13 protein-coding genes are annotated in these 15252 nt (G+C 71.2%); 8 read left to right on the top strand and 5 right to left on the bottom strand.

The window, feature by feature from the left end:
* Positions 1 to 19 precede the first annotated feature (19 nt).
* Positions 20 to 958 carry an aldo/keto reductase gene (locus AB0259_RS14155; protein ID WP_366223117.1) on the bottom strand — a complete coding sequence of 313 codons (939 nt, stop codon included), beginning with the start codon at positions 956 to 958 and terminating at the stop codon, positions 20 to 22.
* Positions 959 to 993: 35 nt separating this feature from the next.
* Complete coding sequence (locus AB0259_RS14150) at positions 994 to 1356, bottom strand: helix-turn-helix domain-containing protein (RefSeq protein WP_366223116.1); 363 nt, start codon at positions 1354 to 1356, stop codon at positions 994 to 996.
* Between the two features lie 108 nt (positions 1357 to 1464).
* Here AB0259_RS14150 and AB0259_RS14145 point away from each other — a divergent pair, with 108 nt between their 5' ends.
* The 3 genes from AB0259_RS14145 to AB0259_RS14135 all read left to right on the top strand — a co-directional run bounded on the left by AB0259_RS14145 (position 1465) and on the right by AB0259_RS14135 (position 4313).
* Positions 1465 to 2325, top strand: a complete 861-nt coding sequence (locus AB0259_RS14145; protein ID WP_366223115.1) for an SDR family oxidoreductase — start codon at positions 1465 to 1467, stop codon at positions 2323 to 2325.
* Between the two features lie 73 nt (positions 2326 to 2398).
* Entirely contained in the window at positions 2399 to 3439 is a 1041-nt protein-coding gene (locus tag AB0259_RS14140) for an LLM class flavin-dependent oxidoreductase (RefSeq protein ID WP_366223114.1), read from the top strand.
* A 49-nt stretch (positions 3440 to 3488) separates the two neighbouring features.
* Positions 3489 to 4313: an HAD-IIA family hydrolase gene (locus AB0259_RS14135; protein ID WP_366223113.1), complete on the top strand. Its 825-nt coding sequence runs from the start codon at positions 3489 to 3491 to the stop codon at positions 4311 to 4313.
* Positions 4314 to 4325: 12 nt separating this feature from the next.
* Here AB0259_RS14135 and AB0259_RS14130 read toward each other — a convergent pair whose 3' ends face one another.
* Positions 4326 to 4823: a DUF427 domain-containing protein gene (locus tag AB0259_RS14130; protein WP_366223112.1), complete on the bottom strand. Its 498-nt coding sequence runs from the start codon at positions 4821 to 4823 to the stop codon at positions 4326 to 4328.
* A 72-nt stretch (positions 4824 to 4895) separates the two neighbouring features.
* Between AB0259_RS14130 and AB0259_RS14125 the strand changes: the two genes are divergently transcribed.
* Positions 4896 to 5519: an ArsR family transcriptional regulator gene (locus tag AB0259_RS14125; RefSeq protein WP_366223111.1), complete on the top strand. Its 624-nt coding sequence runs from the start codon at positions 4896 to 4898 to the stop codon at positions 5517 to 5519.
* Between the two features lie 13 nt (positions 5520 to 5532).
* Here AB0259_RS14125 and AB0259_RS14120 read toward each other — a convergent pair whose 3' ends face one another.
* Positions 5533 to 7731, bottom strand: coding sequence for a serine hydrolase (locus AB0259_RS14120; RefSeq protein WP_366223110.1), 2199 nt, complete (start codon positions 7729 to 7731; stop codon positions 5533 to 5535).
* A gap of 143 nt (positions 7732 to 7874) precedes the next feature.
* On the opposite strand from AB0259_RS14120, the gene AB0259_RS14115 reads away from it, so the two are divergent.
* From AB0259_RS14115 to cydC, 4 genes are read left to right on the top strand one after another with little or no spacing between them, the layout of a single operon-like run.
* Positions 7875 to 9302, top strand: a complete 1428-nt coding sequence (locus AB0259_RS14115) for a cytochrome ubiquinol oxidase subunit I (protein WP_366223109.1) — start codon at positions 7875 to 7877, stop codon at positions 9300 to 9302.
* Positions 9303 to 9311: 9 nt separating this feature from the next.
* On the top strand, positions 9312 to 10346 hold the full coding sequence (gene cydB, locus AB0259_RS14110; RefSeq protein ID WP_366223108.1) for a cytochrome d ubiquinol oxidase subunit II: 1035 nt from the start codon (positions 9312 to 9314) through the stop codon (positions 10344 to 10346).
* Between the two features lie 22 nt (positions 10347 to 10368).
* Positions 10369 to 12006 (top strand): thiol reductant ABC exporter subunit CydD, encoded by a 1638-nt coding sequence (gene cydD / locus AB0259_RS14105; protein ID WP_366223107.1) that lies wholly within the window; start codon positions 10369 to 10371, stop codon positions 12004 to 12006.
* Positions 12003 to 13667 (top strand): thiol reductant ABC exporter subunit CydC, encoded by a 1665-nt coding sequence (gene cydC, locus AB0259_RS14100; RefSeq protein ID WP_366223106.1) that lies wholly within the window; start codon positions 12003 to 12005, stop codon positions 13665 to 13667. The genes cydD and cydC overlap by 4 nt, the downstream gene beginning before the upstream one ends.
* A 6-nt stretch (positions 13668 to 13673) precedes the next feature.
* Here cydC and AB0259_RS14095 read toward each other — a convergent pair whose 3' ends face one another.
* Complete coding sequence (locus AB0259_RS14095; protein WP_366223105.1) at positions 13674 to 15212, bottom strand: SDR family oxidoreductase; 1539 nt, start codon at positions 15210 to 15212, stop codon at positions 13674 to 13676.
* Positions 15213 to 15252 lie beyond the last annotated feature (40 nt).

Raw genomic sequence — 15252 nt, 5'->3', positions numbered from 1 at the left:
CGGCATCCGTCCTGGGCGATCAGCCGACGAACGGAGCCGATGCGGCGTCGAGCGCGGCGACCTCGTCGGCCGTCAGATCGAGCGTCGCGCCCGCGATGAGGCCCGCGACCTGCTCGGTGCGCGAGGCGGAGGCGATCGGGACGGCGCCCTTCGCGCGCAGCCAGCCGAGGGCGGCGGATGCCGGTGAGACGCCGTGCGCGGCAGCGACGTCGTCGAGGGCGGAGAGGACCGCCAGGCCGTCGGGGGTGGCGTACCTCGCCGCCGAGCCGGCGCGGGGGGAGGACTGCGCGGACGTGTCGGTCGAGCGGTACTTGCCGGTGAGGAACCCGCTTGCGAGGGCGTAGTACGGCACGACGGTCAGACCGAGCTCGTCCGCCGCAGGGACGATCTCGCGCTCGACTGCGCGGTCGACGAGGTTGTACGCCGGCTGGGTGGCGATCGGCTCGGCGACACCCTGCTCCCGGGCGAGACGCACCCATTCGCGGGTGCTCTCGGCGGAGAAGTTCGACACCGCGGGGTAGCGGATGAGTCCGTCCGCGACGAGCTCGCCGAACGCGGCGACGGTCTCCTCCAGCGGCGTCTCCGCGTCCTCGGCGTGCGCGTAGTACACGTCGATGGTGTCGACACCCAGCCGCGCGAGCGAGGCCTCGGCGGCCGCGCGGATGTTGCCCTTCGACAGCCCGGGGAACTCGGGATGCTTCGACACCTTCGTCGCCACGACGACACCCTCGGGTCGGCGCGAGGCGATCCACTCCCCGATGATCGTCTCGCTCTCGCCACCCGAGTTGCCCGGGACCCACGCGCTGTAGACGTCGGCGGTGTCGATGAAGTCGCCGCCCGCCGCGGCGAAGGCGTCGAGGACGGCGAAGGACGTGTCGCGGTCGGCCGTCCAGCCGAAGACGTTGCCGCCGAGCGACAGGGGGAACACGTTCAGATCACTGGAACCGAGAACAGTCATGGTCTCGATCCTGACACGGGCGAGGATGCCCGGGCTCAGCGCGCGACGATCTCGTCGGCGTTCGCCTGGATCCAGGTCATGAGCGGCATGACGCGCTCCATCAGCTCGGCTCCGCGCGACGTCAGCGAGTACTCGACGCGCGGCGGAACCTCCGGGTGGGAGGTGCGTTCGACGATCCCGTCGGCAGCGAGGGTGCGGAGCGTGCTGGCCAGCATCTTCTCACTGATGCCGTCGACGCTGCGTCGAAGCTCGCCCCACCTGCGCGTGCCGTCCGTCAGCGCGAGGAGGACGAGGACGCCCCATTTGCTCATGACGTGGTCGAGGACGACGCGGGACGGACACGCCTCGCTGAAGATCCCGGGCGACTCGCGTCGCATCTGCTCGAAACTCACCGACACGTCAGCAGCTTACCTGAAAGTGGGTACCCTCCGATCGGAATGTATGCGGGTCGAAGAGGGGTTGTCTCGGCTGTCGCGCGCATCGCGTGATCACCGGAAGGACTCACCATGACCATCCTCGTCACCGCCGCCGGCGGCCACCTCGGACACCTCGTCGTCGACGCTCTGCTGGCTCGCGGCGCCGCACCCGACACCGTCGTGGCCGGCGCCCGCACCGTCGCGAAGGCCGCAGACCTCGCCGACAAGGGCGTCCGCGTCGTCCCCCTCGATTACACCGTGCCCGCCTCGATCGACGCCGCCCTCGAGGGCGTCGACACCGTCCTGCTGGTCTCGGGCTCCGAGCCGGGCGGCCGGCTCGAGGGGCACCGGAACGTCATCGATGCCGCCGTCCGCGCGGGAGTCGCGAAGCTCGTGTACACGAGCGCGACGCACGCCGACACGAGCGACCTGATCCTCGCGCCCGACCACAAGGCCACCGAAGAGGCGATCGCCGCCAGCGGGCTCCCCGCCGTGATCCTCCGCAACAACTGGTACATGGAGAACTACGCCGGCGACCTCGCCACCGCGGCGCAGACGGGCGTCTTCTCGGCGGCGGTCGGCGACGGTGCGGTGGCGGCCGCGGCTCGGGCGGATTATGCCGAGGCCGCCGCGGTGGTGCTCCTCGAGGAGGGGCACCTGGGTCGCACGTATGAGCTCGGCGGATCCCGCGCCACCTACGGCGACATCGCCGGCGCGATGGGAGAGGTGCTCGGGCGAGAGGTCGTCTACGCCCCGGCGACGCCGGAGGAGTTGGCGACGCGGCTGGCCTCGTTCGGCCTGGACGAGGGCACCGTCGGCTTCGTCGTCACCCTCGACACCGACATCTCCCGCGGTGCGCTCGATGTGTCGTCCCCGGACCTGACCGACCTCATCGGCCGACCGACGACCTCGTGGACGGAGGCCCTGCGAGCGGTGGCTCCCGCGAGCTGACGACGCGCGCTTCTGCGGCCGCGGCATCCATATTCATCGGAATGGATGCCGCGGCCGTCGCGTTGTCGCAGGTATGCAACGCTTCGGAACGCTCTCCTTCGGCCACTACGGCCCCCTCGGCGGGGGCCGCGAGCTCACCGCCGGCGACTCGATGCTGCAGGCGATCGACCTCGCCCAGGGCATGGACGAACTCGGGGTGAACGGCGCGTACTTCCGCGTGCACCACTTCGCCCGCCAGCAGGCATCGCCCATGCCGCTGCTCGCCGCGATCGCCGCGCGCACCTCGCGCATCGAGGTCGGCACGGGCGTCATCGACATGCGCTACGAGAACCCGCTCTACCTCGCGGAGGAGGCGGCAGCCGTCGACCTCATCAGCGACGGGCGACTCGCCCTCGGCGTGAGCCGCGGGTCACCCGAGAGCGTCGTCCGCGGCTACGAGACTTTCGGCTACACCGGCTCGACCGACCCGCGCGGCGCCGACATCGCCCGCGAGCACTTCGACCTGTTCCTGCGCGCGGTCGAGGGCGAAGGGCTCGCCGAGCGCGACCCGCACAGCCCCTTCGGCGCAGGCGCGGGTCTCCAGCGCATCGAACCGCACTCCCCCGGACTGCGCTCGCGCATCTGGTGGGGCGCGGGCAACCGTGACTCGGCCGAGTGGGCGGGCCGGATGGGCGTGAACCTCATGTCCTCGACGCTGCTGACCTCGGCCGACGGACGGCCGTTCGACATCCTGCAGGCCGAGCAGATCGACGCGTTCCGCGCGGCGTGGCGCGAGGCCGGCCACGCGGGGACGCCGCGCGTCTCCGTGAGCCGCAGCATCTTCCCGATCACCACGGCAGAGGACGCCATGTACTTCGGCGGCCGCGACGACGGCGATCAGATCGGGATCATCGACGGCATGCGGTCGACCTTCGGCAAAACGTACGCCGGGACGCCCGACGAGCTCGTCGAGCAGCTGCAGCACGACGCCGCGGTCCGCGAGGCCGACACGCTGATGCTCACCATCCCGAGTCAGCTCGGCGTGGAGTTCAACCTGCGCCTCGTCGAGTCCTTCGCGCGATACGTCGCGCCCTCGCTCGGCTGGACGCCGACCCACGAGGTCGCCACGGCCTGACAGCCTCATCGCCGGGGCGGCGCGCACCGCCCCGGCGTAGGGTGGTCGCATGCGGACCCGCGCGGACATCGAGTGCTGGCTGACCGACATGGACGGCGTTCTCGTGCACGAGAACACCCCCATCCCGGGAGCGGCGGAGCTCCTCGAGCAGTGGCGCGACGAAGGCACGCCGTTCCTGGTCCTCACCAACAACTCCATCTTCACGCCGCGCGACCTCAGCGCCCGCCTGCGGGCGTCGGGGCTCGTCGTCCCCGAGGAGTCGATCTGGACCTCGGCGCTGGCGACCGCGGACTTCCTGGCGTCGCAGATGCCGGGCGGCAGCGCGTTCGTGATCGGCGAGGCGGGTCTCACGACGGCTCTCCACGAGGCGGGCTTCATCATGACCGAGACCCGGCCCGACTACGTCGTCGTCGGCGAGACGCGCAACTACTCGTTCGAGGCGATCACCAAGGCGATCCGCTTCATCGGTGCGGGGTCCCGCTTCATCGCCACCAACCCCGATGCGACCGGCCCCTCCATGGAGGGCGTGCTGCCGGCGACCGGGGCGATCTCGGCGCTCATCACGAAGGCGACCGGCAAGGAGCCCTACGTCGTCGGCAAGCCCAACCCGATGATGTTCCGGTCGGCCCTCAACCGCATCGGCGCGCACTCCGAGAACACCGGGATGATCGGCGACCGCATGGACACGGACGTCGTCGCCGGTATCGAGGCGGGGCTGCACACCGTCCTCGTCCTCACCGGCATCAGCGACGCCGCCGAGATCGAGCGGTACCCGTTCCGCCCCGACGAGATCCTGGGCTCCGTCGCGGACCTGGTCCGCGACGAACCGCACGAGAGCGACTCCCCCGACGTGCAGGCCGCACTCGGACTCTGACGGTCCGCGCCGTCACCAGCCCATCGAACCGGGCACGCCTTTGAACGGTCCGGCGACCTGAGAGGTGACCCAGCCGCCGTAGAAGCGTCCCGGCTGCGGCGTGACGACCTCTCCCGCCACCGTGCACTCGTCCATCTGCTGCGCGTACACCGCCACCCGATCCGCGAGCGCCTCGTACCCGGGCTCGGGATGCGGGTAGTTCCACGCCGCGGCGGGGCGCGCCACTCCCCCGCCGTGGACATCGAGGTAGCGGGCGGCGCCCTTGAACTCGCAGAACGAGGAGCCCTGCCCGGGCGTCAGCGCACCGACGGCGAAGTCGTCGATCGGCAGATAGTAGACCGGCGGATGACTCGTCTCCAGCACACGCAGGGCCCGGTCGGTGGTGACGATGCGCTCACCGCCGAGCGTGATCGTGACGGTACCGGCGACCGGTTCGACGCGGGGAGGCCGGGGGTAGTCCCAGACGCTCTCCTGGCCCGGTCCGACGGGGTCGGGGGTGGGATGCCGCATGGTCTCAGATTACGGGCGGAATCATAAGCGGGGGCCGCCCCCCGGCATCCGTGATCCCCCGATAATGAAGACATGACGGCCCGGCGCCCGACCGCCTACAACGCGATCTCCACGTCATCGCGCGTGGAGATCCTGCATCTGCTGCAGACGACTCCGCAGCAGACCGTCGGCGAGCTCGTCGCGGCGACGGGGCTCCACCCGAACACCGTCCGGGAGCACCTGCAGCGACTCATCGAGCGCGGCTTCGTCGCGACCGAGATCGAGAGGCGCACAACCCGCGGCCGGCCGCGGGTGTTCTACCGCGCCGTCGACGGCGTGAGCGTATCGAGCCCCGAGCACCGCCGGAAGGTGCAGGCCGCGGTCGAGCGCGGTGACCTCATGCGTCGGGTCATGCCCGAGACGGCCGGCACCCTGACCGGCGAGGAACAGCATCAGCTCGACGCCCTGGTGGAGCAGCTCCTCGACGGCGGGTTCGACCCCGAGATCGACGAGGACCACCTCACGATCGACCTGACGCCCTGCGCGCACGCCGCCGATCAGGCCGACAACCGCGAGACGCTCTGCGACGTGCACCTCGGACTGATGCAGGGGGCTCTGAGCGAGGCCGGCGGACCGTTGGCGGTCGACGGCATGCGCTCGTCGTGCGATCCGCAGCAGTGCGTCATCCAGCTCCTCCGGCGGCGCCCCGACGCGTGACGCCGCGGCGGTCTCAGTAGGCCAGGTTGCTGCGGAGGGACGAGTACCAGACCCAGGCGTAGCCGCCGCGGTAGTGCAGCTTGTACCAGTGCCGCTTGGAGTCGGAGACCTGCAGGGCGGTGCCCTTCGGGATCGTGCCGCCCACGGCACCCCCCGCCGTCTTGCGCCACGTCGCGTTCTTCGTCGTGCGGACGTGCAGATCGGAGTGCTTCGCCGCGGCCCCGAAGGAGCCGTTGAAGTGCGAGTACACCGTGCGCGCGATGTCGCGAATGCCGGCCTTCGACGATCCGGCGTCGCCGATGACCGTGAGCACGAAGGTCGCTTTGGGGCCGCGGATGATGGCGGTGTCGGCCTGCAGGAGCCCACCCTTCACCCAGAGCGACCCGGGCTTGGACGCCTGGTACGCCGAGGCCGGGATGCCGTTCGGGATGCGGGACCGGAACAACTGCGTGTGCATGAGGTCGCGCAGCAGCGTCGTGTGCGCCTTGTTGAGGATCTGCCCCTTCTCGAGGCGCGCGACCAGGAGACTCAGATCGTTCGAGGTGGTGCGGTTGCCGCCGTAGAGGACGTCCTGCCCCTTCAGCACACGACCATACGACGTCTGCGAGTAACCCGCCGCGGCGATCTGCTTGTTGAGGTTCGAGATGCCGATCCAATGCACGAGGTCGGTGTGGCAGTAGTTGTCGGACATCCAGATGAGCTCGCGCAGACATTCCTTGACGGTCAGACCCGACGAGAGCTTCGTCGACAGCGACGCCTGCTTCTTCTCGACGCGTGCGAGCGCCGCCCACGCGACGAAGAGCTTCATCATGCTGGCCGGTTCGCGCCGCGTCGCACCCGTCTTGCCGGACAGGACCTCGAGACCGCCGATCTGGCGCACGGTGACGGCGTAGGACGACGAGGGATGCCGCTTTATCGTCGCGACGATCTTGTCGCGCAGACTGTCGGCCGCCGCCGTGCGGACGACGGTGCAGCCGTCGCCCGTGAGCACGGCCGCCTGCAGGCGGCTGGTGGGGCCGACGGCGAGGACGCTGTCCTTGCGTTTGTCGAGCAGAGCGGCCGTGGCATCCGACACGCACTCTGTGCGCGAGTAGAGGAACGGCTGCCGGAGCGCACCGGCCACGGCTGCCGCCGTGCCGGTCTCGTGGTTGGGGATCGCGACGCCGGAGACGACGACGCCTCGCGTGGTCGAGCTCGGATAGTCGGCGGCGGTGGAGATCGCCACGGCCTCGCTCGTCCCGCCGGCCATGCGCCGCACGCTGATCCCGGCGGAACGGATGCGGTCGACGAAGCCCTTGCCCATCATCGAGGCGATGTTCATCATGACCACCTCCTTCGCACCGACGTCCTTCAGCGCCGCCATGGTGGCATCGGACGCCGTCCCGCGACCGTCGACGGCCATGAAACCGCTTCCCGTGGCCGCAGCCGCCGCCGCCGCGATCGGTGCGGTGTCCATCGTGCGTCCGTCGGCGACGTACACGCGCTCGACCTCCCCCTGGAACCGCAACACGGCGCGGGAGAGCGCGTAGGTGTCGCCGCCGGAGATCCGCTCGACCGGTGCCGTCTGACCGAGCACCCGTGCGACGGTGCTGCCTACCGAGGCGGTCGAACCGACGATGAGGATGCGTGTCGGCTTCAATCGGGCGAGTTCCTTCTCGATCGCCGCGGGGATGGAGTCGGGTGCGACGTAGAGCATCGGTGCGCGGCGGGCTCCGGCGAGCCCTGCGGCGATCTGCGCGTCGTGACGCTTCGCCGCCGCGATGACGACTTCGGCGCTCCCGTCGGGGAAGAGCGCCCTACTGACCGCGACGGTCTGGTCGGCCGCGGTGGCCGCGCTGAGGCGGTTCCCGGACGGCATCGTGGGAGCGGCCGGCGCCGCGAGCCGCGCGCCCGCGTCGGGGCTGGGCGCGGGGGTCGGGGTGGGGGTGGGGGTGGGGGTCGGGGTCGGGGTGGGGGTCGGGGTGGGGGTCGGGGTGGGCGTCGCACCGGGCGAGGCGGTCGGCGACGGAGCGGGTGACATCGTCGGCGTCGGGCTCGGCGTGGCGGTGGGCGAGGCGCTCGGCGACGGTGAGGCCGACGGCGTCGGAGTCGGCGGTGTGCCGGCGACGGCCGGCCCGGCGGTCAGGACGAGGACCGCGGTCAGCCACGCCGCGGTGAGGGTGGTGGTCCGCCGCACCATCGCACGGACCGGGGACGAATCACCGCGAGTCATGTGCCCACCGTAGGTGCCGGAGACCGCTCTCACCATGGGGGTGCGCGGCGAGGCGGCATCCGGGTATTTTGCACGGCCCTCCCGCGGACCGTGATCCACGCGGCGTCGTACCGTCGGATCATCACCGTGGAAGGACCAAGCCCGTGGACTTTCTGGACCCGCTCATCCTGGCTCGCCTGCAGTTCGGACTGACGACGCTCTACCACTACCTCTTCGTGCCGTTGACGCTCGGCATGGCCCTGACCGTGGCGATCTTCCAGACGATCTGGCACCGCACGGGTGGCGTGAAGTGGCTGCACCTCACGCGTCTGTTCGGCAAGATCTTCCTCATCAACTTCGCGATGGGCGTCGTGACCGGCATCGTGCAGGAGTTCCAGTTCGGCATGAACTGGTCCGCCTACTCGCGTTTCGTCGGCGATGTCTTCGGTGCGCCGCTGGCCTTCGAGGGCCTCATGGCGTTCTTCTTCGAGGCGACCTTCATCGGCCTGTGGATCTTCGGGTGGGACAAGCTGCCGCGCCGCATCCACCTGCTGACCATCTGGGCGACGGCGTTCGGCTCCATCCTCTCGGCGTACTTCATCCTCACCGCCAACGCCTTCATGCAGAATCCGGTCGGCTACACGCTCAACCCCGAGACCGGCCGTGCCGAACTGACGGACTTCTTCGCGCTGCTCACCAACCCGGTCGCCCTCGCGGCGTTCCCACACACGATCTTCTCGGCGTTCATGTTCGCCGCCGCCGTCATCATCGCCGTCGCCGCCTGGCACCTGCGCCGCGGACAGCACGTCGAGACGATGCGACCGGCCCTGCGCTACGGCATGTGGTTCATGATCATCTCGTTCGCCGGCACCGCCATCAGCGGCGACCAGCTCGGTCTCGTCATGGTCCAGACGCAGCCGATGAAGATGGCCGCCGCCGAGGCGCTGTACGAGAACGCGTGCGGGGCGGACGCATCCTTCTCGATCTTCTCGATCGGCACACCGGACGGCTCGCAGGAGATCTGGTCCCTGCGCGTGCCGTACCTGCTGTCGTTCCTGTCGACGCACACGCTCGACGGCTGCGTCGAAGGGCTCAACGATCTGCAGGATCTCTACACACAGAAGTTCGGTGCCGGCGTCGACTACCGTCCCGAGATCTGGGTGACCTACTGGTCGTTCCGCTGGATGATGGGATTCGGCGGGCTCGCGACCCTCATCTCCGTGGCCGGCCTCTGGGTCACCCGGAAGAAGGCGACGCGTCCCGTCGCCGGGTGGATGTGGCGCGTCGCGATCTGGTCGGCCCCGCTGCCCCTCCTCGGCAGCCTCGTGGGCTGGGTGTTCACCGAGATGGGCCGCCAGCCCTGGATCGTCTTCAGCCTCATGCTGACCGAGGACGGTGTGTCGCCCAGCGTGCCCGGGTGGACCGTGCTCATCTCCCTCCTCGCGTTCACAGCCATCTACGCGTCGCTCGCCGTCGTCGAGTTCCGCCTCATCCTGAAGGCCGCGCAGAAGGGGCCCGACCCGCTGCCCGGGCCCGACGACCCCGACCCGCGCGACCTGCCTGTCGATCAGACCCCCTCGACGGTCTACTAGGAGCCCGCCATGGATCTCGCCTACCTCTGGTTCTTCGTCGTCGGTGCCTTCTTCGTCGGCTACTTCGTGCTCGACGGCTTCGACTTCGGCGTCGGGATGAGCCTGCCGTTCCTCGGCCGCGACGAGGTCTCCCGGCGCCAGGTGATCAACACCATCGGCCCGGTCTGGGACCTCAACGAGACGTGGGTCATCGTGGCGGGCGCCTGCCTGTTCGCAGCGTTCCCGGAGTGGTACGCGACCCTCTTCAGCGGCTTCTATCTGCCGCTCCTGCTGATCCTGCTCGCGCTCATCCTGCGCGGCGTGTCGTTCGAGTACCGCCACCAGCGCGAGGCGCTGCGCTGGAAGCGCGGGTTCGACCGGATGATCGTCATCGGGTCGGTGGTTCCGGCCCTCCTCTGGGGCGTCGCCTTCGGCAACATCGTGCAGGGGGTGCCGATCGACGCCGACAAGGAGTTCACCGGGTCGCTGCTCACCCTCCTGAACCCCTACGGACTGTGGGTCGGGGTCACGACGCTGCTCCTCTTCTTCCTGCACGGCGTCTACTTCGTCGGGCTGAAGGCCGACGGACGCGTCCGCGACGACGCCCATGTCCTCGCCCGCCGGGTCGCGATCCCCACGATCGTGTTCGCCGCGGGGACCGTGGTCTGGACCGCGGCCATCGCGATGGACCGCGGCGCCCCGGCACTGGCGGCCGTGATCGGATGCGGCGTCGCCGCCGCCCTCGCGCTCGTCGCCTCCGCGGTGGCCAACCTGCGGCGCCGGGACGGCTGGGCCTTCGGCCTCGGCGCCGTCACGATCGTGACGGCCGTCCTCACCCTGTGGTTCGCGCTCTTCCCGTTCGTGATGCCGTCCTCGACCGACCCGGCGTTCTCGCTCACGATCGAGAACGCCTCGAGCAGCGACTACACCCTCGGCGTCATGACCTGGGCGGCGGTGATCTTCCTGCCCGGCATCCTCGCCTACCAGGCGTGGACCTATTGGGTCTTCCGCAAGCGCATCTCGCGGGCGCAGATCGAGAAGGCGGATGCCGCGGCCGCTCACTGAGCGGTCGGAGGAGGATCGATCCATGACCCCTGAGGTCGAACGGCGGCAGCCGCCCGTGGACCCGCGACTGTGGCGGTATGCGACGGCATCCCGCTCGTTCTTCGTCGTCATCGCCCTGCTCGCACTGGCGCAGGCTGCGGTGGTCGTCGGGTTCGCGTTCCTGACGACCCGGGCCATCGTCGAGGCGACGGCGGGGCGCGCCCTATCCGGAACACTCCTCGCCCTCGCCGCCGTGGTCCTCCTCCGCTCGGCGCTCTCCCTCGCACGGGAAGGTGTCGCGGCACGCACGTCGGCACGGGTGGAGTCCCAGCTGCGGACGGCCCTGCTCGACGGCATCACCCGCCTCGGTCCGGGCTGGACGGCGACGCGCAGCACGGCACAGCTCGCGCTCATCGCGGGCCGCGGCCTCCACGCCCTCGAGCCGTACGTGGGTCGCTACCTGCCGCAGCTCGTGCAGACCGCGATCGCCACTCCGGTGATCCTCGCCGTGATGTGGAGCGCCGACGCCGTCTCGGGACTCACGGTGCTGCTCACCCTTCCCCTGATCCCGATCTTCATGGTCCTCATCGGACTCGCGACCCGCACCGTCCAGCGACGGCAGTGGGACACGCTGAGCCGTCTCGCCACCCGCTTCTCGGAGACCGTGCAGGGGCTCGCGACACTCACCGTCTTCGGGCGCCAGCACCGTGCGGCCGACGCGATCGACCGTGTCACCGACGACTACCGTCGCGAGACGATGACGGTGCTGCGGGTGTCGTTCCTGTCCGGGTTCGCCCTGGAATTCCTCGCCTCGATCTCGGTCGCGATCGTCGCGGTCACCATCGGGTTCCGCCTGCTCGACGGATCGCTCACCCTCGGGGTCGGACTCTTCGTCCTCCTCCTCGCCCCCGAAGCGTTCCTGCCCCTGCGTCAGGTCGGCGTCCAGTTCCACGCGTCGAGCGAGGGGGTCGCCGCGACACGGGACGTCTTCGCCGTCCTCGACGAAGCCGCAGCGGTGGGCGGGTCCACCACCTCGGCGGCGCCGCTCGGGGACGCCCCGCACGAGCTGCGGATGGAGGCCGTCCGCGTGCGCGACCTGCCGCCGGTCGACCTCGGTGCGCGCTCGGGCGAGATCGTCCTCATCGAGGGTCCGAGCGGATCGGGCAAGTCGAGCCTGCTCCACGCCCTCCTCGGTTCCGCTCCCGCCACGGGGCGCATCGAGCTCGACGGCACCGATGTGCGCACCCTCCCACCCTCCCGGTGGCTGGCCTGGGCGGGCCAGCGGCCCGGACTCGCTGCGGGCAGCGTCGCCTCGAATCTCTCCCTCGGCGACGCCGACATGCCGCGTGAGACGATCGCCGAGGCGCTGGCGCTCGTCGGTCTCGCCGACCTGGATCCCCACCAGGTCCTCGGCGTCCAGGGGGCGGGCCTCTCGGGCGGACAGGCGCAGCGTGTCGCCGTCGCCCGGGCCCTCGCCCGCCACCTGCGCGGGCACGCGCCCGTCCTCGCCCTCGATGAACCGTCGGCGGCGCTGGACGCCGCGGCCGAGGAGCACCTGTGGCGATCGCTGCGCGCCATCGCGGATGCCGGGGCGCTGATCCTGCTCGTCTCGCACCGCGTGAGCGCCCGCGCGATCGCGGACCGCGTGGTTCGGCTGACCGCTAGGGAGGTGCCGGTGTGACCACGACCCGGGAGGTTCTGCGGGCCGCCGTTCCGCCGCCGCGCCGGTTCTGGCCGGCTCTCGCCTCCGGCTTCCTCTCGGAGGCCTCGGCTGTCGCCCTGTTGGCGGTGAGCGCGTGGCTCATCGTGCGCGCGTCCGAGCAGCCCCTCGTCCTCTACATCACGACCGCCGTCGTCGGCGTGCGCGCCTTCGCCCTCTCGCGAGCCGCCTTCCGCTACACCGAGCGCCTCGCCGGGCACGACGCCGTGCTGCGTCAGCTCGCTCGATCCCGCACCGACCTCGTGCGGCGCCTGCTCCCCCACGCCCCGGCGGGACTCGCCTCAGCGGGGCGCGGTGACACGTCGGCCGCGCTCGTCGACGATGTCGACGAGCTGCAGAACCTGCCTCTGCGCGTCCTCCTGCCGCTGGTGTCCTCGGCGACGGTCGCTGTGGGCGCGGTCGTGCTCGTCGCGGTGGTGTGGTGGCCGGCCGCGGTGACCCTCGCCCTCTGTCTGATCGGCGCCGGGGTCGCGGCGACGGCCTGGGGGTGGGCGGCCGGAGCGCGCGCCGAGCGCGCCATCGCTCCGCTGCGTGCGAACCTGCGTGATGCGGTCCTCGACCATCTCTCGCGCCTCGACGTGCTCGTCGCCTACGGCGCGGAACGGGCGTCGCGTACCGCCGTGCAGGATGCCGACGCCGCTCTGCGCCGTGCACTGCAGCGGCGCACGACCGCACAGGCCGGAACCGCCGCCCTGGTCTCGCTCGCCGCGGGCGCCGCGACGGTCCTCGCCCTCGTCGTCGCTGCTCCGGCCGCCGGGACGGGCGACCTCAGCGGTCCCGCCCTCGCCGTCGCCGTGCTCGTTCCGATGGCGGTGTTCGAGGTGTTCGCCGCCGTTCCGCTGGCCGCCTCCGCATGGCGGCAGGTCCGGGCGTCGGCCGCCCGCGTCGCACAGGTCGTTCCGGCCGCGGTGCCGCCGGAGATCCCGGCGGCGGGGGCGCCGACCGCGCAGGCGCCGCCGCTGGGCGACGGCATCCGGCTGCGCGGGGTGACGGTGCGCTGGCCGGGCGCGGCACGCGACGCCCTCTCCGGCATCGACCTCGACGTGCACCCGGGCGAGCGGATCCACATCGTCGGCCCCAGCGGAGCGGGCAAGTCGACCCTCGCTTATGCGCTCGTCCGGTTCCTCTCCGTCGCGGGCGACTACACGATCGGGGACCGCGCTGTGCAGGCCATCGCCCCCGACGACCTCCGGATGACCGTGGGGCTGTGCGAGCAGCATCCGATGCTCTTCGACGAGGACATCCGCCAGAACCTCCTCTTCGCGCGTGACACCGCATGCGACGACGAGCTCATCGCCGTCCTCGAGCGTGTCGGCCTCGGCGGATGGCTCCGCTCACGCGGCGGCCTGGACGCGCGGGTCGGCGAGCGCGGCGCGCTCGTCTCGGGCGGGCAGGCGCAGCGCATCTCCCTCGCCCGCGCCCTCCTGCGGGGCTTCCCCGTGCTGATCCTCGACGAGCCGACGGCCGGAGTCGACCCTGCCGCCGCAGACGCACTGCTCACGGACCTGCTCGGCGCTGTCGGCCCCTCGCAGGCGGTGGTGCTCATCTCGCACACCGACGTGCCGGCATCCCTCATCGACCGGACAGTCCGGATCGAGGACGGACGCGTCACCGCGGCGTGAGGTCGCTCAGGCGGTGGGCGCCTCGCGCTCGGCGGCGGCGGCGATGCGGTTCGCCATCCCCTTGAAGATGAAGCCGTGGAACGGCAGGACCGCGAACCAGTACAGGCGCCCCGCGAGGCCCTTGGGGAAGAAGACGGCACGCTGGTCGTACCGCGACCCCGATGCCTGGGGACGCGCGCGCAGCTCGAGCCAGGCGAGCCCCGGCACCTTCATCTCCGCGCGCAGGCGCAGAAGGCGCCCCTCTTCGACCGCCTCGACGCGCCAGAAGTCGATCGCGTCCCCCGCCGCGACCTTGCCGCGGCTGCGACGCCCGCGCTGCAGACCCACACCGCCGACGAGTCGGTCCATCCAGCCACGCACGGCCCAGAGGAACGGCGACGAATACCACCCGTTCTCGCCGCCGATGCCGACGATCACGCGCCACAGCTGCTCGGGGCTCGCCGACGTCGTCGCACTCTGCTCGTCCGTGAAGACGAGCCGTCCCGCCCACTCGGGGTCGCTCGGGAGCGGATCGCTCGGCACCGACGAGACCTCGGCGTCCTGCCAGCTCGTCTCCACCGCGTCGGCCTCGACCTTGCGCAGCGCGAGCCGCACCGCCTCGCGATAGGAGGTCAACCCGCCCTCGGGCCGTGGCAGCAGGTCGTCGACCGCGTGGTCGTCCATGATGCACTCGTTCTGCAGCGACGCGATGAGCGGACGCGCGATCGCCCGCGGGACGGGGGTGACGAGATTCACCCAGTGCGAGGCGAGACCCGGGGTGAGGACGGGCAGGGCGGCGATCGCCCGCTGGCGCAGCCCCGCCTCGACGGCGTACCCGTTCATCATCTGTCCGTAGCGGAGCACATCGGGCCCACCGATGTCGACGGCGCGGTTCACGTCGGGCGCGACCCGAGCCGCCGCGAGCAGGTAGTGCAGCACGTCGCGGACCGCGATCGGCTGGATGCGGTTGCGCACCCATTTCGGTGCGGGCATGTACGGGAGGACGTCGGTGAGGTGCCGGACCATCTCGAACGAAGCGGACCCCGATCCGATGACGACACCGGCCTGCAGGACCAGCGTCGGCACACCGCTGTGGAGAAGCACCTCGCCCACCGCGACGCGCGAGCGCAGGTGGGGGCTCAGATCCACGCCGGCCGGGTGAAGACCGCCCAGGTACACGATGCGACCGACGGATGCCTCGGCCGCCGCATCGGCCACGGTCTCCGCCGCGCGGAGGTCCTTCGTCTCGAAGTCGGCGCCACCGCCCATCGAGTGGACGAGGTAGTAGAGCACATCGACGTCGTCGACCGCCCGGGTCACGGCATCCGCATCCTCCGCCGCCCCCTCGACGACCTCGACCTCGCTCCCCCACACGAACGCCGCCACCCGGGCCGGCGTGCGCACCAGCACCCGGACCCGGTAGCCCGCCGCCAGTAGGCGCGGCACGAGCCGACCGCCGAGGTACCCGGTCGCTCCGAGGACGAGCGCGCGCGGCGCCGACCCGTCCGTGCGGGGCTGGGCGACGAGGGCGGATTCGCGGCCGGTGGGGGCGGAGAGCTCGCTCATGTCGCCACGATAGACCGGCTGCGGGAGGGTGCGGCCCCCG

It is taken from the genome of Microbacterium sp. NPDC080005 (genome assembly GCF_040702445.1).
In the GTDB taxonomy this organism is placed as follows: domain Bacteria; phylum Actinomycetota; class Actinomycetes; order Actinomycetales; family Microbacteriaceae; genus Microbacterium; species Microbacterium oleivorans_D.
The sequence above is the reverse complement of the archived record's forward strand: the minus strand, read 5'-3'. Positions and strand labels throughout refer to the sequence as shown.